Below are 23408 nucleotides of genomic sequence, written 5' to 3'. Positions count from 1 at the left end.
ACAGAACGCATAGCTCCCTTACCTGCAACGGCCGCCAACCCGCCTGGCAAGCTCGGCAATCGCTCTCCGAAACAGCCGGCCAAGGCCGATTTTTTTTCGCCAAACGTCTTGACTTCGAGAACCCGTTTTCTAATTTTTTTCTCGCTAGGTCCCTTGTGGGCCCAGCTCCTGGGCGCCAGTCGGGCTCAGGCAAGACGGGCACCGGTCGTGTCCGGTGCCGTTCATATCCATCTTGCTCTATGGAGGATTTGGCTATGCGCACGTACGACTTCTCTCCCCTATTCCGGTCAGCCATCGGCTTTGATCGGCTGTTTGACCTCGCTGAAACGGTCCAGCGTGCCGGCGAGGACAATTATCCCCCCTATAATATCGAACGACTTGCGGAAGATCGGTACCAGATCGCGCTCGCGGTCGCCGGCTTCGCACCTGACGAGATCTCGGTGACGGCAGAGCAGAACGTTCTGACCATCGAAGGCACCAAGGTCGAAAAGGCTGAACGCGAATATATCTATCAGGGCATCTCGACACGTCGCTTCAAGCGACAGTTCAGTTTGGCCGATCATGTCGAGGTCAAGAGCGCGGCGTTCGATAACGGCCTGCTCAAGGTCGAACTCGCCCGTGAAGTGCCGGAGGCCATGAAGCCGAGGCGAATTGCGATCAACGCAGTTCCAAACAAGGCAACGCGTCAGTTGGAAGGTGTTGCAGCCTGACGACCCGCAAAGCCGCGCTCCGCCGGAGCGCGGCTCCTCATCTCCGATTTCGTCTTAAGAATGGAGGCCCCCATGCGGCCGACGACCGCGCCTATCGACAATGTCCTTGCATTTCGCCTGCCGACAAGGGGCGGGCAAAAATATGAACACCCACGCGACCTGCTACGCGCCCCCGGCCTGACTGCGGCGGAGAAGAGAAGCATTCTGGCATGCTGGGCTTCGGACGCGTTCGCGGTTGCATCCAATCCTGCGCTGCGTGCGCCCCCAGAACTCAATTCGCCCGTTCCAGTCAGCGATATCCTGGATGCGCTGCGCGCCCTCGACGATCCGCGCGAACCGCCAGGAGGAAGACCGGCTCGGCTGCGCTCCACCGAACGCCACGTCGCTGCTGCATAAGGGAGGCCCTATGACCGACATCAGACTGCCGAAACAAGTCATCGACGGGATTGAAGATCGCTGGTGGTCAAGGTTCAACAAGGATCGCCGGCGAACGTCACAACGGATTGATGAGCGTCTCGAACGGCTGCGCGCGCATCGGAACAATATTGGTCGGTATAGGCGGCTGCTCAACACCGAGCTGTCCGACCTGGAACGCGAGTTCGTCGACCGGCGTCTTTCCGAAGAGGTGATGGCGATGCAGTTATTGACGGCCGACATGCCGCCTCTTGTCATGGACCAACCGGCGAACGAGCAAATGGTCGGGCGGTCAGGAGAGGACCAGCCATGACAGAACTGCAGCGTCTGCTCATACGTGGGAGCGAAAAGGTCATAGGCCATTATCAATTCCTGTTCGATACCGCGAAATCAGAGCACGAGCGGGAGCTACTCAAACGAAGAATCGAGAAGGAACGTCAAATGCTGAACGATCTGCTTCAAGGCTCGGATCCGGCCGCGCGTGCCGCCTGATGCAGCCGCGACAAGCTGACCCGGGAGGGGCAACTCAGCAAAAACTCGTCAAGTCCCCGCGAAAGAGATAATGCTGTTTATCAGAATTATTAACTTGGTGTATGAAGAGCCCGTCTCACCCGATTGAGGGGCCGCGTCGCGAGTGTTGCGGTGGGACCATGCGGTGGACGCCGAGCGTGTGACTGACGAGCACGTGCAAGGCGGACGGCGAAGTCGTGCAGGCCTGACGACCTAGTGGCAGGCGTCTCCCCGCAAAACGCGAAAGCGCTTTTGCGAGGACGGTGACAAAAGAGCCCAGTCTCGCCGGGGAGAGCCCGTATAAGCCGTAAACCATCGCGCAGGGAAAGCCGGATTGCTCCGGTTACACCTGTGGTCCTACCTCCCGTGCTTTCTATTCTGCACGGGACCCATGGGTGCGATCGGCACCCGGCTTTCCCTGCGCCCTCTGTTCGCAGAGTGGCGAAAACGAAATGCAAAGCTGGGACGGATCATGCCGCGAGAATGTGGATGTATGAGCCTCCGACTGCGCTACACACTCGCTGTCGTCCCGGGCAAGCGCAGCGCGACCCGGGACCCATAACCACGAATGCGAATTGCGTTACGACGCTGGGACCACAGCCCGCTTCAACAACACAGCCCTGTGGTTATGGGTCCCTGCTTACGCAGGGATGACGACTGGAGCGAGCCCCACGCTGTCATCGCCCGGCTTGCCGCCTTCGCTAAAGCTTTGGCGCGCCAGGGGTTCAGGGCCTCGTCGAAGCCTTGGCGTAGACGGGACCGGGCGATCCAGGACGCCGCGGCCTCTCGATTGAGCCACTGGCGTCTCTGGAATACTGGATCACCCGCATGCGCGGGTGATGAGATCGCGCGCTGTTTAACGGGACTCATAAGCCGCCGATTCCCGGCTGACCGCGTGACGTCGGCGCGCTGATCGTCAAGCGCACCTTCAGCTATGAGCGACAAGAGCCGGCCGAGATGCTACCCACCCTCCAGTTTGCCCCGCTGCGTCAATCGAATCCCCTATTCATCACCCGCAGTCGCTGTGCGAGCGTTCTCATGACCTTGAGGGCGAAATAGGGTGTTTGACTCACAAGGAAAAGAAACTGCTTCTCCGAGATGGGCACCAGCTCGACATCGGTGACCGCGACGGCCGTAGCGCTCCTTGGCTCGTTATCAATCAGCGCCATTTCACCAAAGATGTTGTCAGCCGCAAGCTCGGCGATAGCCCGGTTGCCGACTTGAATGCGCACATGCCCGCTCTTGATCACGAAGAGCTCGTCCGCCGGTTGCCCCTCGCGGAAAATCACGTCGCCTGCTCTCACGTTGCGCGTCTCGACACTATTCCCCGTCAAGACGCTAAAGCTTGCATCGGCCGCCATTACCAACTCCTATGCACAAGATCAGACGCTCTCGGTGTCGAGAGATGTCAGGGCTGAAACAGGTGAAAGACCACGTACGCTGCGACCGAAATCAGCGTCGCTACGGTCCAGCTCGGGACCCAAGCCTTCGCGATATCGCGGATCGCCGACCACTGCGGCCCCGACCCTTTGCCCGTCCGGACGCCCGCGACCCCGGATGATTGAGCGTTGCAGCGGATGAGCGGGAGCGCTGCGATCGCTCCCAGGTGGACAATGCCTGTCAGGGGATGAAAGCCATCTTCAAGATCCGGACCTCTCCCGAGAGCAGGCTCGATCGAACCGGGCAATCGCACTTCGCACATAAATCGTCTCAATGAATTGCAATTTGCGAATTAAAAACGTGTGACATTAGGACTACGATTATGTGACATCGATATGACAGTCGTCTGACAGCATTCGTTCCGCGGCTCCAATGGAAAGCCTTTCGACGGCCGGAATGACGATCGTCCTTGGCACTGAGTTGCCCGACGGCCCGAGTCCCCGCACCAAAAACAGTTCTGTTTTCCAGAACTGAGATTTAGTGTATGAATTATCCCGTCTCACCCGATTGAGGGGCGCGTCGCGATCGTCATGGGTATTGCGGTGAGATGCGGTGGACGCTGATCGTGCGGGCGATTCATGTCGCGAGAATGCGAGTGCACGACTCACAGTTCGTGCATCACGACTCGGTGTCGTCCCTGCGAAAGCAGGGACCCACTAATGCTTATTGGTTCGGCGAAGCTCGAACGACGAGTCCCGTTCACGACGCCCGCCGCGGAATATGGGTCCCTGCTCCCGTGCGCAATTGCGCACTAGGCAGGGACGACATCTCATATGCGGAGGCCGCTTTACGCTGACAGCAACCGGCTCACTTCCCCTTCGCCGCCTTCTGTTTCAGCTTGATCTCGCGGTAGCGCGCGGCGCCGCCTTCGCGGATGGTCTGCTGGCTGCGCTCGACCGCAAGCGCATCGTCGGGCACGTCCTTGGTGATGACCGAGCCGGAGCCGATATAGGCGCCCTTGCCGATCTTGACCGGAGCCACCAGCGACGAATTGGTGCCGACGAAGGCACCCTCACCGATCAGCGTCTTGTGCTTGAGGAAGCCGTCATAGTTGCAGGTGATGGTGCCGGCGCCGAGGTTGGAATTGGCGCCGACATGGGCGTCGCCGACATAGGAGAGATGGTTGACCTTGACGCCGGCCTCGAGCACGGCCGCCTTGGTCTCGACGAAATTGCCGATCCGCGCGCCGTCCCCGAGCGAGGTGCCGGGCCGGAGCCGCGCATAGGGACCGACCGACACCTTCTTGCCGATCCTGGCCTCGACGACGTGCGAGAAGGAATGGATCACGGCGCCGTCGTCAATCGACACACCGGGGCCGATCACCACGAACGGCTCGATGACGACGTCCTTGCCGAATGTGGTATCGGCGGCAAGATACACGGTCTCGGGAGCGATCAGCGTCACGCCCGCTTCGAGCGCCTGCTTGCGCAGCCGCGTCTGCATCACGGCCTCGGCCTCCGCGAGTTGCGCCTTGGTGTTGATGCCGCGCACTTCGTCTTCGCTGGTTTCGATCACGACGGCCTCCAGTCCCATGTCCCTGATGATGCTGACGGCATCGACCAGGTAATATTCGCCCTTGATGTTGGAATTGCCGATCTTCTCGATGATCGCGAGCGCGCGTCTGCCATCGAACGCCATCACCCCGGCATTGCACAGCGTGATCTTGCGCTCCTCCGCGCTGGCGTCCGCATGCTCGCGGATCGCGACGAGCTTGCCGTTCTCGACGATCAGCCGGCCATAGCCGGTCGGGTCGGCGGCATGGAAGCCGAGCACCGCAAGCGCCGCGCCCTCGCGCAGCGGCGCGCGCATGCGCGCAAACGTCTCGGCCGAGATCAAAGGCGTATCGCCGAATGCGACCAGGAGGTCATCGACACCGCGGACCAGCGCCTCGCGCGCGGCAAGCACGGCATGCGCGGTGCCGAGCCGTTCGCGCTGGACGAAGGTCTGCGCCTCGGGCCGCACGCGGTGCGCCTCGTCGGCGACGGCCGCGTGGTCCGGCCCGATCACGACAGCGAGCGACGATCCCTCGCCGGCGTCGGTGGCGTTCAGCACATGCGCCAGCAGCGACTGTCCGGCCACGGGATGCAGCACCTTCGGCAGCGACGAACGCATGCGCGTGCCCTCGCCGGCCGCAAGCACCACCGTCAGGCTCGATCGCGCAGTCATTCCGCATCCTCTGTGTCGCGCGCAATGGTCTGCGCCGGGCCGTCTTTAATTGTTTTCCCCGGGAGAGGAAACCGTTTCGCCGCCCCGCGCACCTGGATTCAGGTTCCCGGGCCATTTCCTGTTAATCTTTACCTTGTGATTCGGCGGGCCTCGAGGAGGGCCAATCCGGCTTTGGCCAAAGATCCCGACAACCTCGCGGCGGACCTGCAGACCGGCGACGGCCTGCTGAGCAGCGTGCTGGCCGAGGAGAACGAGTTCGATCGCCGGATGCTGTGGCGGCTCGGCTCGTGGGGCTTTGCTGCAGTCGGCGCGGTCGTCGTCGCCGTGATGGCCAACCAGTCCGCGCTGACGCTCAAGCGCGACCAGGTTGCCGCGGTCGACCTCACCCGCCAGGCACAGCAACTGCAAACGCTGGCCAAGGAGAGCCACAACGAGACGCGGCGACTCGCTTCCGCCATCGACACACTCAACAGCGACCGCGACCGGCTATATTCGCGCGTCACCACGCTGGAGCAGAGCCTCGATTCCGTGACCGGCGCGATCGCCAAGCAGGCCGTTCCGCCCGTCGCAGCCCTGCCGCCTGCCGCACAGCCGACAGCAGTCAATCCGCCGCCGGCGCAGTCTGCGACCCTCACTCNCAGTCCGTCCCATCCGACAAGCCGGCCGCTCCCGAGAAAGCGGCCGAACCAGTCGAGAAGCCGTCAGCAGCGACGGAGAAGCCGCTCGCTGCCGAGAAGAAGCCGGCCCCCGCTGCCAAGCCACGGGCCGCTTCCGAAAAGCCCATGGGGGCGACGCTGGAAAATGCCCCCGCGGCTGCGGCGTCCGCCGCTCCTGCTGCGGCCAGCCCGGTCGTCGCCGCTGCTCCGGCCGGCGCAGACGACGGAAAACCCTCGACACCTGATCCCTCGAACGCGGCGGTCGGGGACCAGTCGATGATCGGACCGCCGGCCCCTGCCACTGGCAGGCTGGTCGAACTGGCCGCGCGGCCTGCGGCCAAGGATGTCGCGGCCGGCCCGATGCACGAGATGGCTCCCGCAGCGGCGGATGAGGCCGGCACGCCACAGGTGCAGGTCCAGCGCACCGAGTTCGGCGTCGATCTCGGCACCGCCAATTCGGTCAATGGACTGCGTGCGCTGTGGCGCGGGCTGCTGAGGTCCAAGGCCAACGCGCCGCTGGCGCCGCTGCGGCCGATCATCGTGATCAAGGAGAACACCAACGGGCTCGGCATGCAGCTTCGCCTGGTCGCCGGACCGCTGAACGATGCCGGCACGGCGGCCAAGATCTGCGCCGAGCTGAGCCTGAACCAGCGGACCTGCGAGACCGCGATCTATGACGGTCAGCGGCTGTCCCTGAAATCCGACGAGCCGCCGCCGGCACGCAGGCCGGTGCATCGACGGGCCGGTCCGAAACTCGTCCCAGTCGCGGTACCGCCGCCGCCAGCGGTCGAGGAGAAGAAGCCTGAGCCCTCGACGTTCTCCTCGATCTTCCGACGCAACACCCAATGATCATGCGCGACAAGGTGTTGCAGCCGGATTTTCACCTGATTTCGCTGCTCTAGCCGAGCCTTGTCCCACACCCCATTCCCGACCATATTGCCGCAATGACAAAACCTCCGTTCCGCCTCTCGCCCTATCAAGTCCAGTTCCTGATGGTCGTGGGCTTCGTCACCGTCGGCTACGCGCTCTACGTGCGCTACCTGGCGATCGAATTCTCGCCCGTTGCGCTCGCCTGCGACGCCGGCACGCAAACCTTGATCTGCAAGGCGCGCGCGCTCTCAACCGTGCTGTTCAAGAACTCGGTGTTCGGGATCACCGCGCTCGTCATCGCGGTGCTGAACCTGATGCGGCCGTCGATCGTGCTGTTGACCGGCGGACTGATCGCCGCGGGCCTCGGGATCGTGCTCTACAATGTCGTGCTGTCGGGGATCGCGATCGGACTGTTCATCCTGGGTTTTGCGCGGCCCGCCCCCGCCACAGCGTAGCCGCAAGCAGCAGGTAGATCACGCAGGTCCAGTCCGACTGCCAGTTGACCACGCCCTCGTTGAACAACGTATAGGCCGCGGCGATCACGAGCAGGCCGGCGAACACCGATTCCGCGATCGGACGGGTGCCCTCTTTCGGGCGGTTAAACAGGGTCAGCAGCGCGAACGGCACCACGGCCATGGTCAACGACGCAAAGGGGAAATCGCGATAGCGCGGGTCGAAGGTGAAGCCGAGCGCGGTCTCCGCGGCGATCACGGTGGTCACCGCCAGCACGATGGCGAGCAGCGCCGGCAGCACCCCCTTGCCGCGATAGTCGCGCGGTCCGAGCAATTCCAGGAAGGTCGGCAGCGGGCGGCCGGCGATCAGCGCATGCGCCGTCAGCAATGGCGCGGCAATCCCCGCCGCGAGCAGCGCGCCCCATTGCAGCCAGCCGCCGACGCCGTAGCTCTCATAGGTCATCTTGTCGATGGCGACCCCGAGCAGCACGCCTGCCGTCGTCGCCGAGATGCCGACCGCGAGCCACGCCGAGGGACGCGGCGTCCACGGCCGTCGCCGCAGCGTCAGCCACGCCGCAAGGAAGATGAAGGCGCTCAGCACCATGCCGGAGCCCATGTGCAGCTTCCAGGCGGGGAAGTTGCTGATCGCGATACCCGGCGGATACTTCACCTGCCGGTGCACGGAATCGAACAGGCCCCAGTAGCCGCCGACGGTGCCCTCGAGCTTGCGCTTCCAGGGCTGGTCATAGGCCTCGATCAGGTTGACGCGAAAACCCTCGCGCTTGGCGAGATCGAGGATCTCCGAGACCACGCGGGCCTGGTTGGTGCGCGACGGCAACGCACCGTCCCGCATCCGCCCGGCGCTCGGCCAGCCGGTCTCGCCGATCAGGATCTCCTTGCCCGGAAATGCCACCGCCATCCGCTTGCGGATGTCGTCGACATGGGCGGCGGCGAACTTGGCCCTGACCGGGATGTCCTCCCAATACGGCAGGATATGAATGGTGACGAAATCGACCGCATCATAGACCTCGCGGTTCTTCAGCCAGTATTCCCAGACGTCGGCATAAGTGACCGGGACATTGGCCTGCGCCTTGACGGCGCGGATATAGGCGGCGAGATCGGCGGTGGTCATCTCGCCGCGCAGCAGCACCTCATTGCCGACGATCAGCGAGGTCACCACACCCGGATATTCCTTGGCGAGCCGCACCGCGATCGCGATCTGCTGCGCGTTCTTGAAGCGGTTGCTGCCAAGCCAGATGCCCTGCATCACCTTCAGGCCGATCTTGGCGGCAACGCCCGGCACCTGGTCGAGGCCGTTCTCGATCGAATAGGTGCGGACGCAATCGGTGACCTTGGCGAGCTCGGCCAGATCCTGCTCGATCTGCTCGGCGGCGATTTGCGTGGTCGGATCGAGCGGTGTCTGCGCGCCGCGGAACGGCGTGTATGAGACACATTGCAGCTTAGCATTGGGATCGATCGGCGCGCGCGCAAGCGTGATCGGCGTGGCGAGCCACCACCACACGGCTGCGATAACCGAGAGCGAAATCAGGAGAAGCGCCAGCGGCGTACGAAGCGAAATCGGTTCCATCCTCCGGGGGACCGTCGAATTAGCCGGTCGGAGCCCGTCTGCCAATAGCGGGAATCGGTCAATACCATGGTTGTCCTGCGACAGTTTTGCGCTGATGCGATAAAGTTGTGAGTTTGCTGGACAAAATCTCAAATTCCGGTCATGGGATTCCACCAGAGTCTCCGCCGCACTGGAGACCTATTTGGACGGCATCACGCGGACCGTTAGAATGTGGCGCGGGGTAGGAACATATCGGGGAATGCATGCGTCGACGGCTGCTTAAGTTGAAGAACACGGGTTTGCGCCACCTCGCCGTAACCGGCCTTGTGCTTCTGATGGGGGCCGGCGGCGCTTTGGCGCAGAGCGGGACGCCCAATCCGCAGGAGCAGTCCAAGCAGCAGTCCGGAAACCCGGCCGACGCCACTGTGAAAGCCGCACGGGAGAGCAACCAGCGCAAGGTCGAGGAATTCACCGAGGCCCAGCAGGCCATCAACGGCCCGGCCGGCAACCCCGAATGCGTCTGGCTCGGCCGCCGCGTCGTCCGCTTGATGTATAACGACGACCTCGACACCGCCTTCCGGCATCTCGACCTCTATGACCGGTTCGGCTGCCCCGGCGGCCACGTCCAGGCCGCCTTCCGCTGCCTGAGCCGCTTCCTCGCGCAGATCGATGACAAGGTCGCCGGCAGCCTCGACAACCGGATCCACTCGTGCTGGATCAACCCGGGCGCCCAGCCGCAGGCTGCGGCAGCTGCCTCGCCGACCCCGGCCCCGACGACGGCCGGCAATGCGTCGCCGACGCCGGCCGCATCGCCCTCGCCTGCGCCAACTCCGTCGGCGTCACCGACACCTGCGAAATAGCCGAATAGGCCATCCGTTCCGACCGGGATTTTTTGCGGCCGGAACAGCTCACGCCTTTAAAGCGCCATCGCGGCATACCAGTTGTTAAATCGTGTGGTGGAGATATCTTCGCCTCCGCCACCGTACCGGTCGAACCCAGGGGACGGGTTCGCATTAGTCCTCAATCTCAGGCCCCGTATGGTTTAACCGCGATGCGCGCCGTCGTCGCCGTCCTGTTGCTTGTCACCGCCGCTCACGCTGCACTGTGGGGCCTGTTTCAGGAGAAGCAGTCGGCGCCTGATTTCCGCGGCACGCTGCCGAGCCTCTCCTACGCACCGTTCGAGCGGGGCCACACGGTGGTCGACCTCGCCGCCGACACCGAGAAGGTGCGCGCCGACCTGAAGACGCTGTCCACGCTGACCCGCGCGGTGCGTCTGTACTCGTCGACCGAGGGCGCCGAGCTGGTGCCCCCGATCGCGGCCGAGTTCGGCATGAAGGTGATGCTGGGCGCCTGGATCGACACCGACGCCAACCGCAACAACCGCGAGATCGACGCCGCGATCAACCTCGCCAAGCGCAACAGCAACGTCATCGGGATCGTGGTCGGCAACGAAACCGTGTTCCGCGGCGAGCAGATCCCGCTCGAGAACCTCGGCTCGGTTCCGGAGATCGGGATCACGCCCGAGGAGACCGAACGCATTCTTCGCGAGGAGGCGCAACGGCTGCACGACGCAGAGACGCAGCCCGAGGAGAAGCGGGCTGAAGCGTCGAAATGGGCCGTCGCCGAAAACAACGTGCAGCGACTGATCAAGGTGATCCAGCGCGTCAAGAAGTCGGTCAACGTTCCCGTGACGACCGGTGAAATCTGGAACATCTGGCGCGACCATCCGCAGCTTGCCAATTCCGCCGACTTCATCGCCGCCCACGTGCTGCCCTATTGGGAAAACTTCACCGACAAGCAGTCGGTCGACCAGGCGGTGGACCGCTACAACCTGCTGCGCGACCTGTTCCCAGGCAAGCGCATCATGATCGCGGAATTCGGCTGGCCGAGTCAGGGCTACAATCTGCGCAACGCCGAACCCGGCCCGTTCGAGCAGGCCTCGGTGCTGCGGAACTTCGTCGCCCGCGCCGAAGCGATCGGCATGGACTACAACATCGTTGAAGCCATCGATCAGCCCTGGAAATACTTCGAAGGTGGCGTCGGCCCGTACTGGGGCATTCTCAACGCCGACCGTGAAGCGAAGTTCGCCTGGACCGGTCCGATCACCGATCTGAACTATTGGAAGATCGCCGCGGTCGCCGTTCTCGTCGGCCTTTTCATGTCGCTGCCGATCCTGCGACTCGACTCACCGACCGTGATGCAGGCGCTGCTGCTGTCGGCCGCCGCCAACGGTGTCGGCGCGTGGGCTGCGACAGTCTTCTCGTTCTGGACCACGCACTATTTCGTCTGGGGTTCCGCCTTCGCACTGACCCTCGGCCTCGTGCTCCTCGTTCCGCTGGTGCTGATCGCGATGGCGCGAATCGAGGAGATCGCAGCCGTGGCGTTCGGTCGCGGCCCGCGCCGCTTGATCCACAAGAGCGCGGCGCTTGCGCCCGCGACGATCGGCGAGAACGTCGCCTTCCCGAAGGTCTCGATCCACATTCCCGCGTACTACGAGCCGGTCGAGATGCTGAAGCAGACGCTAGATGCGGTGTCGCGGCTCGACTACCCGAATTTCGAATGCGTCTGCATCATCAACAACACGCCGGACCCGGAATTCTGGCGGCCGATCCAGGATCATTGCCGCCTCCTCGGCGAGCGCTTCAAGTTCATCAACGCCGAGAAGGTGCAGGGCTTCAAGGCCGGCGCCTTGCGCATCGCGATGGACCGCACCGCGGCTGACGCCGAGATCATCGGCATCATCGACGCCGACTATGCCGTGCACCCGGACTGGCTGAAGGACCTTGTGCCGGCCTTTGCCGATCCACGTGTCGGCCTCGTGCAGGCGCCGCAGGAACATCGTGACGGCGATCGCTCGCTGATGCACTACATCATGAACGGTGAGTATGCCGGCTTCTTCGACATCGGCATGGTCCAGCGCAACGAGTTCAACGCCATCATCGTGCACGGCACGATGTGCCTGATCCGCCGCGCCGCGATGGACAATGCCGGCGGCTGGTCCAGCGACACGATCTGCGAGGACACCGATCTCGGACTGACGATCCAGCAGCAGGGCTGGCTCACGCACTACACCAATGTGCGCTACGGCGAAGGCCTCCTGCCCGACACCTACGAAGCGTTCAAGAAGCAGCGCCATCGCTGGGCCTATGGCGGCTTCCAGATCGTCAAGAAGCACTGGCGCCGCTTCCTGCCGGGCGCCAGCCGGCTGACGCCGGATCAGCGCCGTGAGTTCTCGCTGGGCTGGCTCAATTGGCTCGGCGCGGAAAGCCTCGGCGTCGTGGTTGCGATCCTCAACCTGATCTGGGTGCCGATCGTTGCCTTTGCCGACATCGCGATCCCCGACAAGATCCTGACGCTGCCGATCATCGCCTCGTTCATCGTCTCGCTGGTGCATTTCGTGGCGCTGTACCGGCTGCGGGTGAAGATCAAGGCCGGCCAGATGCTCGGCGCGATGATCGCGGCGATGAGCGTGCAGTGGACGGTGTCGCGCGCGGTGGCCCAGGGCCTGATCACCGAGCATCTCGCCTTCGCCCGCACCTCGAAGGGCGGCCTGTCGCGGATGTCGATCGAATTCCAGGCGTTCTGGGAAGCCGTAATCGGCGTGCTGCTCCTGATCGGCGCCGTCGTTCTCGTCGTCACCAACGGCTTCAAGCAGGTCCGCGAGATCTACATCTTCGCCGCCGTTCTGGTGCTGCAAAGCCTGCCGTTCCTCGCGGCGGTGGCGATCGCGATCCTGGAGAATTCGCGGATCAACGAGTTCTCGTTCTGGCGCAACAGCGCGATCCGGACGGCGGAACTGATCGGCCTGCGTCCGGTCAGCCTGCCCTCGGTGGCCGCCCCGTCCCAGCCGGTCGGCTCCGAAGTGCGCCGCGAAGGCTGAGCCGGAGCGCAGCAATGCCGTGGACGAGCAGCCCGGCCCACTTCAAGAAGCGGCCGTAAGCGCAGATCCCACAAGGCTGAATCCGGAACGCTCCGCGCCACGATTGCCGGGCCCTCGGCTATTGACCCGATGGGCCCTGCCCCCTACACAGCGCGGACTGATGTATGTCCGGAGATGCGGGTACCACCCCAACATCGGGATCGGCTGCTCAGGTGAGTGAGCGCGTAGCTCAGGTGGTAGAGCACGTGACTTTTAATCATGGGGTCGAGGGTTCGAGTCCCTCCGCGCTCACCAAGCAAATTCAATTGGTTAGATCGAAATTCTGCAGACCGTTGAGAAGTCATTTTAGTCCCGGGCCACATCGAGGGCCGCTTGGCGAATAAAGACGCCAAGCCCGCCCAAACTGGGCTTTTCTCATCGAACCTTCACCAAGGTCGTTCGGCCAATAGGTGAAGCGCCGCGATCCCCTATCCCGCTTCAAGCCCACAGAAAGCCCCGCTTCCCCAAGGCGGGGTTTTCGCGTTTGGCTGATGTGCGTGCGTTCGAGATTTGCGCGCGACGAAACAAAATCTCTCGGGATGAAACTCTTCTCCGCACCTCACGAAGCCAAGGTGAAACGTCCAGGCACTACGCAGGGGCTATCGAGACAACGACAGGGGACGCTGTCATGGCGGATCGGCGCGGTTTGAAATTGATCGGCTTCATCTTCGCAACTGTCACCATCGCGGTGATGCTGGTCACCACCGCCGTGGTGACGAAGAGCTACGCCGACGGCGGCATTTATGCGCTCGAGAGCGCTCCGATCGGCAGCCGCTAGACAAAGAGCTATCAGGTTAGTAGCGTGCCGCTCCCCTTAGTATCAGTTAGGGACGCCCGCCAATGTCTGCTCTCCAAGCAAAACTCGAACGATTTGAAATCCTCGCGGACGAATGCGAGCTGATCGCTAGCCGGGCAATTGATGGGGGCAACCGCGAACTATACGAGCGGCTGGGTGTGCGCTATCGCGAGCTCGCGACCGATATGCGGACCGTGATCGCGACTATCGCTGGTCCGGCAGTGTAAAGCCCCGATCCCGCGAGCGCGGCGCAGCAATCCTTCCATACCCACGAACCGCAGTAGCTCCGCGCGGTTCCCGACCGCAATAGATTGATAATTTGTGAGATGGCTTTGTCCCCGCTGTGACAGCGGAATTACCTCATCGCCGATACAGGAAATGGTTCGGCCACTATCCGCCAGGCCCCGCGGGTTGGCTCGCTGACGGTCACGTCACCTGCAATATCGAGTGTCACGGTGCCGCGTGCGATCGACGAATCCGATTGGGGGCGCCGCCGAACGCGGATCATCTTGGCAACCTTGCACGCACGCAGCTGCTCCTCGGGCAGATCACGGCGCGGCTCACGGCTATCTACAGGCGTCCACGAGTAGCGTGGGACCGCTGATCGGATTGTGTTCCGTCGACGGCCGTCCCTTCACAGGGCGGGCTCAGGTTTCACGTCCGTGTCGGCTGGCTTATCCGCGGGCGCGGCAGGTTGCTCGGTCGACCGATCGGGCTCGGGCCTATCAGGCGCCACTCGCCCTAGCCGCGCAAACTTTGCGGCCCACCGCTGTGCGAGCTTTCTTTCGACGTCCAGAGGGACAGTACACATGACCCGAACTCCGGCGTTGGGCCTGCCCCAGCGTTGCGCCATAACGTACAACTTGCCTAAAAGATCCTAATGACTGAGGCGCGGGACCGAAGTCCTACGTTCCGTCCAGTTCACTTGAAGTCCGGAACGACTGAGGCGATTTCAGACCACAGCCGATGACCGGCGGCCGCATCAGGACAGCGTTCCGCTCGCCTCAGCCGCAAAAGGCTGATCTTCTCTTCGAGACGCATTTCGCACCTCTTTGATGCTGTCGTGCCTTTGAGTGCCGCGGGCGAGACAGGGGGTGAGGCCACCCGATCTAGCGCGAATCGAATTTTGAGCGGACGGCAAGGAACGAGCCTGGCGGCAAACTGAGGGCTGGGCTGTATCGCCCTGCATCCACGGCAGATGCTGCCGAGCCTCGCGGCAAACGAAAAGCCCGGCAGAAGTTTGCCGGGCAATTCGAAAATATAAACCGGTGAAATATGCTCCTATTAAAGGCCAGCATTCGTTACAGCGCCATGAGATTCGCGCCCGTATGATTTCGGAGATCCTGCTGGTGCACACCTACGCTCACGGATAGGCGCACGCTGGCGGTCTTTCTGCGATCGACACTGGGGTGAAAAAAAGCACGGTCTCCAGCCTTGGAGATACTGGAGCCGTGCGGGCAGCGAGGTGTCTGGGCTGGGGAACTTCGACACCTCGCGCATGCAGGAATTCAGAGCCGCCCCGGCGCTCCAGTCAATGACCCAAACGGATCACCTCGCAGGGGTTAGGAGACCAGGCCGTGTGTGCACTTCTATACAAACGGCTGGCACCGCAGTTGCTTGATTTCCTATGGCAGAAAGCTCGCGGCCTGCGCGATGCGCGCATTGCCTCGTTGCGCTCGCGGGCTATCGCCTTGCTGTCCGAAGGTCGGGGGCGGCACATCTCTAATCAGGGCCGCGCCCGCAAGCGCGTTCGGGCGATGTGATCTGCTTCATACATCCCTCCCTGAACATGACCTATTGATGACGGGCGTTGCCATGGAGGAATGCCCCCATGCTTGCCGAAAAATTTGTATTGGTTCTTGAAACGCTCATTGCCCGTACCGTCCACGCTGAGCCTGCTCGGTACCCCGACGGGAGTCCCAAGATAGTGAGCGAAGCGCGCCACGTTCCCATCAGCTTGTCGAACGCCGACGCCGCCGCGGAGCCACCGACCAAGCACTGAGACGCTTGGCCAGGAGCAGTGACTGCGCAGCACCCGAACCCAGGCTACCCGGCCGACAATGGACCGGCGCCTCCCGGAGCGTCGCCAGCCGAGGGACCCGCGTATATGATGGGGTGTGACTGATCGTCCTCACAAGCTTCAGGAGGAGAAACGCAATGAAAGCTACTGCGCGTATTTTGCTCGCTCTTTCGATACTCGGACTAGGTGCCGTTGCAACGTCAGGATCGGCGCTGGCTGATGACGCGCTGGGTGGGCCCTGGCAATTTACCTGGGGACCCGGGTGCGGATCTCCCGCGACTTACGACGGCTACGTTTTCGCTGGCGGCTGTCCTGTCTACACAGGCTACGATGTAACAGCCATCGCTGTCGATTTAACTCCCTCCGGATTTCGACACAGGCGAGTCGTCGGGCCAGGAGTTATCGTCCATCGTCCACATCCATACTGGTGGTGATTTCGCGGGCAAGAAAATCCCAAGAGAGACTTCGCAACAGCAGCCGTCCTCCATCGAATGACTGGAGACGAGCACACTGCGGTCGAGAACGCGCCCGGCTCGAAGATGCCGCTGTGCAGATCGGGATTGCTGGTCGAGGCACCGCCGCGGTTCCCCGGCGATGACGGTCGACACACTTGTGAAGCCTTGTCTGAGGGCGTGCGCCATCCGTCACCACCGGAGAATGTTCAGGTTGCTGTGGATTCGCTGAGGCGGCAACACGCCGCGGTCTTTTGGTTGTGCATTAATTATGATGCAATCGCGGCAATGGAACCGATTGCGGTGGCACAAACTGCACTTCCATCAAGAAGCAGGTGTGATCTGATTGCACCGGATTGACCCGGCCCCCACCAGCTGCAAATCGAATGGTCAATCCGTACACGTGGCGATGACGGCTCTGACGCGATCCCCTCCTCCCATTCGCGTCGGGGCCGTCGAAAAGCCTTGGGCGTCATTGCCATGGCGAAGCGAACAGTCACCGAATGGACATTCGTCGCCGCCGATTGCTGGCTTGCGCTGCTCGCGGCGACGCTGACAATCATGTTGCTGACATGACACCTGCGGCATTGAATCTCGGGCGACGCTCCAGATGGAAGGGAACATGCGTAGCGCGAGCGGATTGGCTTCTGCGCCAGCGCGTCAATCCTGCGCAGCTCATCGGCTGCAGCAAAGCGGCGACGACCAGACCGTGAGTAAGGATCACGCTTTTAGGAAAAATGTGCCACGAGCAAGGGAGCGCCGGCATGTACGCAAACATTCTCTTGAGCACGGATGGATCCGATACCGCGAGAAAAGGCATCAAGCACGGGATTGCCTTGGCAAAAGCCCTGAATGCCAAGGTGACAGTCATCACCGTGACCGAACCGCTGCCGGTCGACTATGGGACCGGATTCGCTTCGGGATGGATTCCGTCGCAGGAAGAGGCTGACGCCTTTGATGCCGCATGCAAGGAAACCGCGCGTAAAATTCTCGATGAAGCTCGATCCATGGCCGAGCAGACCGGGATATCTGCAGAACTCCTGCACGTTCCGAATGCGCACCCGGCCACTGCGATCATCGAAACCGCGAAGTCCAAAGGCTGCGATCTGATCGTCATGGCCTCTCACGGGCGTCGCGGCCTCAGGAAGCTGTTCTTGGGGAGTCAGACGTCGGAGGTCCTGATGGACGGAAGCGTGCCGGTGCTCGTCGTGCACTAGCGCGTGGTGCAGCGGCACGTTCGTGAAGAGCGACGCAGCCGCGCAGGATACATTGCGTGACAGGAAGGAGCCGCACCGTTTCCGTCAGCTCTCTGCTTTGAAGTCGTATCGCCTCACGAGCCTGCAAAGCGAGAACCCGCCGGCACAGGCCGACGGGGCCGTTTTCAATCCCGCTCCCGGAGCGCGCGAGCGTCAGCAGGCCAAAGCACCGGCCTAGCGCTGCAGCGGAGGTCTGCCGCCGCCTCCGGGACCTCCACCTCCAGGTCTACCGCCGCCTCCAGGCCGACCACCTCCACCAGGCCCTCCGCCTCCGGGCCTGCCGCCGCCGGGCGGACGACCGAGACCGGGTCGATGCCCCGGTGGACGGCCAATTCCCGGACCGCCTCCGTGGGGCGGACGGCCCATTCTGGGACGCGGGCGCGGAGGATGGCGATGATTCCAGCCGCGCCATCCGGCGGGACCACCCCAGCCGAAGCCACGACGCCAGGCATAGCCGCACCAATAGAAGCCGGGACCGCGCCAGCCGCTGGGGTACCAGCAATACCTGCGGCCGCCGAAGAAGAACTGCGCTTGCTCGATATTGGTCGGGACAGCCGCAGGCGTCAGATGGTCGACCGGCATGGCGGGNCCCCGCCGCAAAGAGGACCGCAAGCGACGCCGCGGCAGCATAGACGAGTGGTCGCATGACCCATTCTCCACTTCTGGTTCGAAATCCGCCCCGTGACGGAACGCCATATAAGGCCCCGCACGCCCCTCGCGTTCCAACATCCCGGCACAACCGCTGGTCCGCAAGAGTCGGCCCGCGTCAGGTGCCCTACTCGCCCGTGATTGTGCACCAAGCTCGCCCGTGGTTCTTTCGACACAGGTCATGGCCGAAAAGCCGCGGGTCACCGGAAAATGAATTGTGGCGGCAGCGGGTATGACCAGATAAGTTAAAGGTTGTTTTTGTTCGCCTTTTTGGACCACTGCAGTGCGAACTTTGCTTATCCTGCTGGGAATCTGGCTGCTCCTGAACGTCCTCTTTGTGGTCGTCATGGTGCCGCCGCGCAGATTGCGACGAACACAGACGACGGCTCAGGCCGGCCGCGACCTTGCGCCTGCGCCGATCGACAAGAGCGCCTACCCGTTTGCACGTGAGGAGAGAGTCTCGCTGCGCCACATCATCGTCTCGGTCGGGATGGGCGCATTTTTCGTCTTGTCGCCGTATTTGCTCGAAGCGATCGAGGCCACCAAACGCTTCTTCCGAAGAGGCCGCGAGTAAGGTGACGCCGGATTGGCCTTGTTCGACCAGTTGAAGAAACGCGATTGGGTTTTCGTCGCGGTCTGTATCGCAGGCGCGTTGCTGTTCGGCGCCTGGAGCGTCCAGATGGGCGTCGCATATCATCGATCCCAGCACGGACCGACCGATCTCAGCAGTTCGAATCGGCGTGGCGGAGATGCTCCTTCCCCAACAGCACCGGCACCGGCCGAGACGGACAACGCCGATGCGCCGACGAGGCCGGCGCGCTAGGTCCGATGATCCGCTCGGCCTCGCTAGGCCCAGGCGAGGCTGGGCACGACGGCGACGTCATCGTCATCCGTGTTCGCTCGACCGAGTTGCCTGCGGCGACCTCCGCCCTTCGCACGGCGGTGACGAATATCGAACCGGCGCAGCCCGATCGCCACACGCTGCAACATCCACCGGAATTCATCGACGGCCTGTTTGGCGGCCATCAAGACAGTCGCGATACGCGTGAAGAAGCCGATCAGCAGGATCACCGAGAAGATGTCGATATAGGCGAGCACGTCGCCCAGCAGCATCAACTCGGGAGGAAGCGGAATCCGATGCAGATACGCCACGATCAGAATGACCAACGGGATGATCGCGATGACCTTCCGCAACGTCAGCCGATCAAGCAGGGCCGCGAGTTCGACGACCAGGATCTGCCACAGCCAGTCGCCCAGCGCTGCGGGCTTGTCGATCGTCCAGGTCCGCCACATCCGCTTCCACATCGTCGCGTTCCCCCTCGCCACGCGCTACGGATCGGACGACGCCTGGCTTCCGTTGCCTTCGGACGGATCTGCTTGCTCGCTGCCGATACTGTGCGACGGAAACACGCGCTCGTAGTTCGCGCGGGCCTCGCGTATCAGGCGCGCACGCTCGCGTTCGGATTTCGATATGAACCGGACGACCTCGCCCATTTGCTCTCCGATGCAGAATAACTCATCAATGCGACCCGCGATGCGAACATCGTGCCAGTCGGTCACACGGCCCAATGTCTCCAGGCGCAGGCATTTCTGTGGCACCCGGCACGCCGCCAATCCTGGCTGGTGCCCCGCCGATACCCGTCTTCCGCTACCGATCTAGGTACGGAAGCCGGCTCCGCGAGGTTTCCGGCCGCCGCCTCAACAAGCTGTGAGGACGGCGCGCCCCACGTGAAACCGGCTGAACAGCCGTCAGCTCGCACGCGCTCGTGGTCAGCGGACATCCCCTGCTTCGGCTTCCCGAAGGCAGTTGGTTAACCGGCACATAATCCAACCGCGGTGGTTGAGCGACGTGACTTAAGCGCGCTGCAATGCGCGTGCCCTAGGCTCCGCGGCGGTCGTCACGACGAACGGCGACCAAGGTTCGAAGGAGCTGTTCGCCAAGGACGCCTACGCATTGAAGAACCAGCAGGAGTTCTTCGCGGTGACGGCTAGCATCTTCCTGGCCGGCGCGGACTCCGCGCACGAACCCTTCACGCGCGCCAAGTTCAAGGAGAAGATGCCGGAATACTACAAATATCTCGCCGGCCTGTTCGGCTTCGACCCTGATGAGACCAGCATCACGCCTGTCGCATCGGCGAAGTGAACCTTCAGACCCCCACAAAAAAACACGAGGCCCGGTGTGCCTAGGAGACCGGGCCTCGTGTCTTCTGTCCCCCGCCTCACGTGGCGGATCAGATGTCTGATGAACCGGGTGTTACGCCAACCCGCCAGCGCGATCCATTCCGGATGACTACGGTGTTGGCCGCGCGGCGGTGAGCGGGACCCTACTTGTTGTAGCTGTAGAAGCCCTGCCCGGTCTTGCGGCCGAGATGCCCGGCATCGACCATCTCCTTCAGGAGCGGCGCCGCCCGGTATTTGGGATCGTTGAAACCGGTGTAGAACACCTCCATCACCGACAGCATGGTGTCGAGCCCGATCATGTCGGCGAGCGCGAGCGGCCCGATCGGATGATTGCAGCCGAGCTTCATCCCGGCGTCGATCTCTTCGGCGGTCGCGATGCCCTCCTGCAACGCGAAGATCGCCTCGTTGATCATCGGGCACAGGATGCGGTTGACGGCAAAGCCCGGGCTGTTCTTCGCCGTGATCGCGACCTTGCCGACGCGCTTGGCGAAGGCTTCGGCCTTGGCGACCGTGTCGTCGGAGGTCTGCAAGCCTCGGATCAGTTCGAGCAGCGCCATCACCGGCACCGGATTGAAGAAGTGCATCCCGATGAAACGGTCGGGACGGTCGGTCGCAGCCGCCAGGCGGGTGATCGAGATCGACGAGGTGTTGGTCGCGACCAGCGCGCTCGGCTTCAGCGTGGCGCAAAGATCCTTCAGGATCTTGATCTTCAGCTCCTCATTCTCGGTCGCCGCCTCGATCACGAGATCGCAGGCGGTGAGCTTCGCCTTGTCCGTGGTCGCGGTGATGCGCGCGAGCGTTGCCTCGCGATCCGCGGCCGTCATCTTCTCCTTGCTGACCAGACGATCGAGGCTTGCACCTACTGTCTTGAGGCCGCGCTGCACGGCCGCGTCGGATATGTCGACCATGGTGACGCCGAGCCCCGCCGCTGCGCACACCTGGGCTATGCCGTTGCCCATAGTCCCGGCCCCGATGATGCCAACCGTCTCAATCATTGCACTCGTCCTCCGTCGCTTGTGCCGCGTCGCGCGGCCCGTATCGTCAAAGCGGGCGTACCTGCGGCCCGCGGGTGGCGCATGCATAGCAGTCCGGCCCAATGGCCGATACGGGGGCGTCCGGTATTATGGTGACGCTATTCGGGGCGCGGCGGCGATGAGCGCCGGGGCGGAACGGCGGTGCGCGGCGGCACGTGAGCTCGCGTTGGCTCGGCGGCGCGAGACGGCTCGAACATGCGATTGAGCCTGACGATCCACCAGGCCAGCCGTCCATGGCTGCGGCGCAACGCCGACCCGACGCTTTCGCCGATGTCATCCTCCCGGTCCATCGCGGCATTGCTAACGTCGATCCTTGAACGAACGGTGTGGTGCGACCGCGTGCTGCAGCACCAAAACTTAGGGGCTCGCTAACCATGCTTGCGGGTCGGAACCTAGTCACCGGCCCGAAAACGACGCTCCACACGAAATGGAACCGAGATCTGCCCCTCTTGCTACTTCCACGTGAGCCGAAACATTGCTAAATTGTCATAGTGATGGCTTACTGAAACGCTGAGGGGTGCGGTGTTTCAACTGTTTCATAGATGGAAGACGCGCAAGCTGAGCCTGGCTTGCCCGCATTGCAAGGAGCTCGCCTCGTCCGAGGTGTTCCGACGCGGCCGCTATTTGGCGGGCGGTGCCCCGTTGCGCTGCGAGTATTGTGGAGTGACGGCGCCGATTACGCTTTGGCGCTTTGAAGGCCTGTCCCAGAGCGCCGATCCACTGGTCTGCGGCAGGCGTTCGCTCGTGTCGGAGCCGAGCACAAACTAGCGCGATGGCGCGGCGTAAGCCGGCTCAAGGCCCCGGTAATCCCCAGGTAGCAACGACCATTCGGCACAGCCGGTAATTTACCGGATTGAAAGTGCGCGCGACGGCGGCGCAACATCGCGAAACCGACGCGCTTCGCGTTTTGTTGATCGAATTTTCACGCGCCGGCTACGACCAATAGGAATAATCGACAAGGGCTACGCCCATGCTTTCTGAAAAGTTCATTTTGTATCTCGAGACACTGCTCCAGAGCCAAACCTATCCCGACGGAGGCCCGCGCGTGGTGAGCACTTCGCCCCACGTCCCGGTCAAGCTGCCGAGCCGGAAATAGTCCGGAGGCCATGGACCATCGGTGAGATTGCTGGCAGCCTTGTGCGACGGGCCTGCCCGGCCCGCGATGAGGTGAGCAGATGAGACGTGCACCGGTGCACCTCGCCCTGGCCCTGATCGTCACCGCACTGCCTGCGGCAGCCGACGAACTCTGGCCGGCCGTTTCAAAACGTGCTGCGCACGCGCCGTTGCAGCACGCCTGGGTCCCTTACCGCTGCAGCGCCGGTCCCGTGCGTAACGCCTACCGCGGCGCCCTCTATAGCGAGCCGCAAGCCATCCATCGCGGCTACGCGTATCGTCCGTACTATCGCTACACCGCCTACCGTCTCATCCCGCGCACCTACCTCTGTGCGGAGTAGACCGGCCGCGCAAGCAGCGCATCACTCGTGAGCTATCTCACACTCTGCCGCCGTCAGCTGCGCTACACCGGCTCCGCCACAACGCGGTGCCGCCGTGGACAGCAAGATCGACTTCGCGACCATCATCGTCGCAATCTGCGTTGCCGCCTACGCGGCGATCATGCTCGCCTATGTCGCCCATGATTTCGGCCTGCCCGGCGCACAGATCCGCCGCCTCTCGATGGCTGCGGCGCTTTTCCTTGCGCTCCCGGTCGCGCTGGACCTGCTGCGCTCCCGGCCCGACAAGGCCGGTTGACGTCGCGCGGATCGCGGCATCACCCACCTGCCGCGGCCGCGTTCTAGCACGCCGCGCATTCATCCGCTCAATATCTCGCTAGGTGAAATAACGCGAATCAGCGTTACTTCACATCTGATCACTCTTTGAGGTTTGGCGGCATGACACAGCCCGAAGCCTTGGATCAGAATATTCGTGCCCTGCAGGAATGGCTGCGCGCGGCTTGGGTGCAGCTAGGCGACCCCTCGCTCACCGCCTTCTCCCGCCGCGAATTGCGTAACCAGATGAAGCAATGCACCGCGGACTTGCGCATGCATCTGCAGGCCGTATCCGAGCGGCGGCCCGAGCCTCCGGCCACGCCGCCCAAGACATTCGCCAAGCCGGCGTTGCGGCTGCTGGCCTGGAGTTAGCCTCGGGAGCGGACCGCCGGCTTTCGTCGCGCGGTCCGACAGCGCTCACGGCAGAGTGGCGCGCCAAAATGCCGCGACTTTGCATGCATGCGGGTCGTACGCGCTATCAGCTTATCACCGCTACCCCACAAGGCACAGCAAAGCTGCGTCGGCGTGCTTATATTGGTGCTGTTGTGCCG

Annotated in this window: 21 protein-coding genes, 1 tRNA gene and 1 pseudogene; 17 read left to right on the top strand and 6 right to left on the bottom strand. The window is 63.0% G+C overall.

Going from position 1 to position 23408, the window contains the following annotated elements:
• The first annotated feature begins 254 nt into the window (after positions 1 to 254).
• The 4 genes from AS156_RS15965 (at position 255) to AS156_RS15955 (ending at position 1616) form a co-directional block, all read left to right on the top strand.
• Complete coding sequence (locus AS156_RS15965; protein ID WP_066505855.1) at positions 255 to 710, top strand: Hsp20 family protein; 456 nt, start codon at positions 255 to 257, stop codon at positions 708 to 710.
• A 72-nt stretch (positions 711 to 782) separates the two neighbouring features.
• Complete coding sequence (locus AS156_RS40690; protein ID WP_136626245.1) at positions 783 to 1106, top strand: hypothetical protein; 324 nt, start codon at positions 783 to 785, stop codon at positions 1104 to 1106.
• Between the two features lie 10 nt (positions 1107 to 1116).
• On the top strand, positions 1117 to 1437 hold the full coding sequence (locus tag AS156_RS15960; protein WP_245312836.1) for a hypothetical protein: 321 nt from the start codon (positions 1117 to 1119) through the stop codon (positions 1435 to 1437).
• Positions 1434 to 1616, top strand: a complete 183-nt coding sequence (locus tag AS156_RS15955; RefSeq protein ID WP_066505853.1) for a hypothetical protein — start codon at positions 1434 to 1436, stop codon at positions 1614 to 1616. The genes AS156_RS15960 and AS156_RS15955 overlap by 4 nt, the downstream gene beginning before the upstream one ends.
• A 1007-nt stretch (positions 1617 to 2623) precedes the next feature.
• On the opposite strand, the gene AS156_RS42075 is transcribed toward AS156_RS15955, so the two are convergent.
• Together AS156_RS42075 and glmU are read right to left on the bottom strand one after the other, a co-directional pair.
• Positions 2624 to 2995 (bottom strand): Crp/Fnr family transcriptional regulator, encoded by a 372-nt coding sequence (locus AS156_RS42075; protein WP_066505850.1) that lies wholly within the window; start codon positions 2993 to 2995, stop codon positions 2624 to 2626.
• 886 nt (positions 2996 to 3881) lie between these two features.
• Positions 3882 to 5240 carry a bifunctional UDP-N-acetylglucosamine diphosphorylase/glucosamine-1-phosphate N-acetyltransferase GlmU gene (gene glmU, locus AS156_RS15940; RefSeq protein ID WP_066505847.1) on the bottom strand — a complete coding sequence of 453 codons (1359 nt, stop codon included), beginning with the start codon at positions 5238 to 5240 and terminating at the stop codon, positions 3882 to 3884.
• A 638-nt stretch (positions 5241 to 5878) separates the two neighbouring features.
• Between glmU and AS156_RS15930 the strand changes: the two are divergent.
• Both AS156_RS15930 and AS156_RS15925 read left to right on the top strand, forming a co-directional pair.
• Positions 5879 to 6745, top strand: a pseudogene (locus AS156_RS15930) (hypothetical protein); the annotation flags it as partial.
• Positions 6746 to 6840: 95 nt separating this feature from the next.
• The gene (locus tag AS156_RS15925; protein WP_066505822.1) at positions 6841 to 7221 is read left to right on the top strand and encodes a hypothetical protein; all 381 of its coding nucleotides are present in this window, start codon (positions 6841 to 6843) and stop codon (positions 7219 to 7221) included.
• On the opposite strand, the gene AS156_RS15920 is transcribed toward AS156_RS15925, so the two are convergent.
• Positions 7181 to 8806, bottom strand: a complete 1626-nt coding sequence (locus tag AS156_RS15920) for a glycoside hydrolase family 17 protein (protein WP_066505820.1) — start codon at positions 8804 to 8806, stop codon at positions 7181 to 7183. The two genes, AS156_RS15925 and AS156_RS15920, sit on opposite strands and share 41 nt — an antisense overlap.
• Positions 8807 to 9048: 242 nt before the next feature.
• Between AS156_RS15920 and AS156_RS15915 the strand changes: the two genes are divergently transcribed.
• From AS156_RS15915 to AS156_RS15885, 7 genes are all read left to right on the top strand, one after another.
• Positions 9049 to 9645: a beta-1-3, beta-1-6-glucan biosynthesis protein gene (locus tag AS156_RS15915; RefSeq protein WP_066505809.1), complete on the top strand. Its 597-nt coding sequence runs from the start codon at positions 9049 to 9051 to the stop codon at positions 9643 to 9645.
• 191 nt (positions 9646 to 9836) lie between these two features.
• Entirely contained in the window at positions 9837 to 12665 is a 2829-nt protein-coding gene (locus tag AS156_RS15910; protein ID WP_066505807.1) for a glycosyltransferase, read from the top strand.
• Between the two features lie 218 nt (positions 12666 to 12883).
• A tRNA-Lys gene (locus AS156_RS15905) sits at positions 12884 to 12959 on the top strand.
• Positions 12960 to 13332: 373 nt separating this feature from the next.
• Positions 13333 to 13482 carry a hypothetical protein gene (locus AS156_RS43315; protein ID WP_201456044.1) on the top strand — a complete coding sequence of 50 codons (150 nt, stop codon included), beginning with the start codon at positions 13333 to 13335 and terminating at the stop codon, positions 13480 to 13482.
• A gap of 62 nt (positions 13483 to 13544) precedes the next feature.
• Complete coding sequence (locus tag AS156_RS43725) at positions 13545 to 13727, top strand: hypothetical protein (RefSeq protein ID WP_066505804.1); 183 nt, start codon at positions 13545 to 13547, stop codon at positions 13725 to 13727.
• Positions 13728 to 16736: 3009 nt separating this feature from the next.
• On the top strand, positions 16737 to 17189 hold the full coding sequence (locus tag AS156_RS15895) for a universal stress protein (RefSeq protein WP_066505912.1): 453 nt from the start codon (positions 16737 to 16739) through the stop codon (positions 17187 to 17189).
• Positions 17190 to 18159: 970 nt separating this feature from the next.
• Positions 18160 to 18450, top strand: a complete 291-nt coding sequence (locus AS156_RS15885) for a hypothetical protein (protein WP_066505795.1) — start codon at positions 18160 to 18162, stop codon at positions 18448 to 18450.
• Positions 18451 to 18722: 272 nt separating this feature from the next.
• Here the strand turns inward: AS156_RS15885 and AS156_RS15875 are convergent, their stop codons facing one another.
• Together AS156_RS15875 and AS156_RS42070 are read right to left on the bottom strand one after the other, a co-directional pair.
• Positions 18723 to 19181, bottom strand: a complete 459-nt coding sequence (locus AS156_RS15875) for a hypothetical protein (RefSeq protein WP_066505791.1) — start codon at positions 19179 to 19181, stop codon at positions 18723 to 18725.
• Positions 19182 to 19205: 24 nt separating this feature from the next.
• Entirely contained in the window at positions 19206 to 19436 is a 231-nt protein-coding gene (locus AS156_RS42070) for a hypothetical protein (RefSeq protein WP_136626244.1), read from the bottom strand.
• Positions 19437 to 19830: 394 nt separating this feature from the next.
• Here AS156_RS42070 and AS156_RS15870 point away from each other — a divergent pair, with 394 nt between their 5' ends.
• A complete protein-coding gene (locus AS156_RS15870) occupies positions 19831 to 20019 on the top strand; it encodes a hypothetical protein (RefSeq protein WP_066505789.1) in 189 nt (62 codons plus the stop codon).
• Between the two features lie 181 nt (positions 20020 to 20200).
• On the opposite strand, the gene AS156_RS15865 is transcribed toward AS156_RS15870, so the two are convergent.
• On the bottom strand, positions 20201 to 21052 hold the full coding sequence (locus AS156_RS15865) for a 3-hydroxybutyryl-CoA dehydrogenase (RefSeq protein WP_066505780.1): 852 nt from the start codon (positions 21050 to 21052) through the stop codon (positions 20201 to 20203).
• A 1214-nt stretch (positions 21053 to 22266) separates the two neighbouring features.
• Between AS156_RS15865 and AS156_RS15855 the strand changes: the two genes are divergently transcribed.
• From AS156_RS15855 to AS156_RS15845, 3 genes are all read left to right on the top strand, one after another.
• Positions 22267 to 22545: a hypothetical protein gene (locus AS156_RS15855; RefSeq protein WP_066505775.1), complete on the top strand. Its 279-nt coding sequence runs from the start codon at positions 22267 to 22269 to the stop codon at positions 22543 to 22545.
• 94 nt (positions 22546 to 22639) lie between these two features.
• The gene (locus AS156_RS15850) at positions 22640 to 22840 is read left to right on the top strand and encodes a hypothetical protein (protein WP_066505770.1); all 201 of its coding nucleotides are present in this window, start codon (positions 22640 to 22642) and stop codon (positions 22838 to 22840) included.
• Positions 22841 to 22980: 140 nt separating this feature from the next.
• The gene (locus tag AS156_RS15845) at positions 22981 to 23229 is read left to right on the top strand and encodes a hypothetical protein (RefSeq protein WP_066505768.1); all 249 of its coding nucleotides are present in this window, start codon (positions 22981 to 22983) and stop codon (positions 23227 to 23229) included.
• Positions 23230 to 23408 lie beyond the last annotated feature (179 nt).

This window comes from Bradyrhizobium macuxiense (assembly GCF_001542415.1).
GTDB lineage: Bacteria > Pseudomonadota > Alphaproteobacteria > Rhizobiales > Xanthobacteraceae > Bradyrhizobium > Bradyrhizobium macuxiense.
The sequence above is the reverse complement of the archived record's forward strand: the minus strand, read 5'-3'. Positions and strand labels throughout refer to the sequence as shown.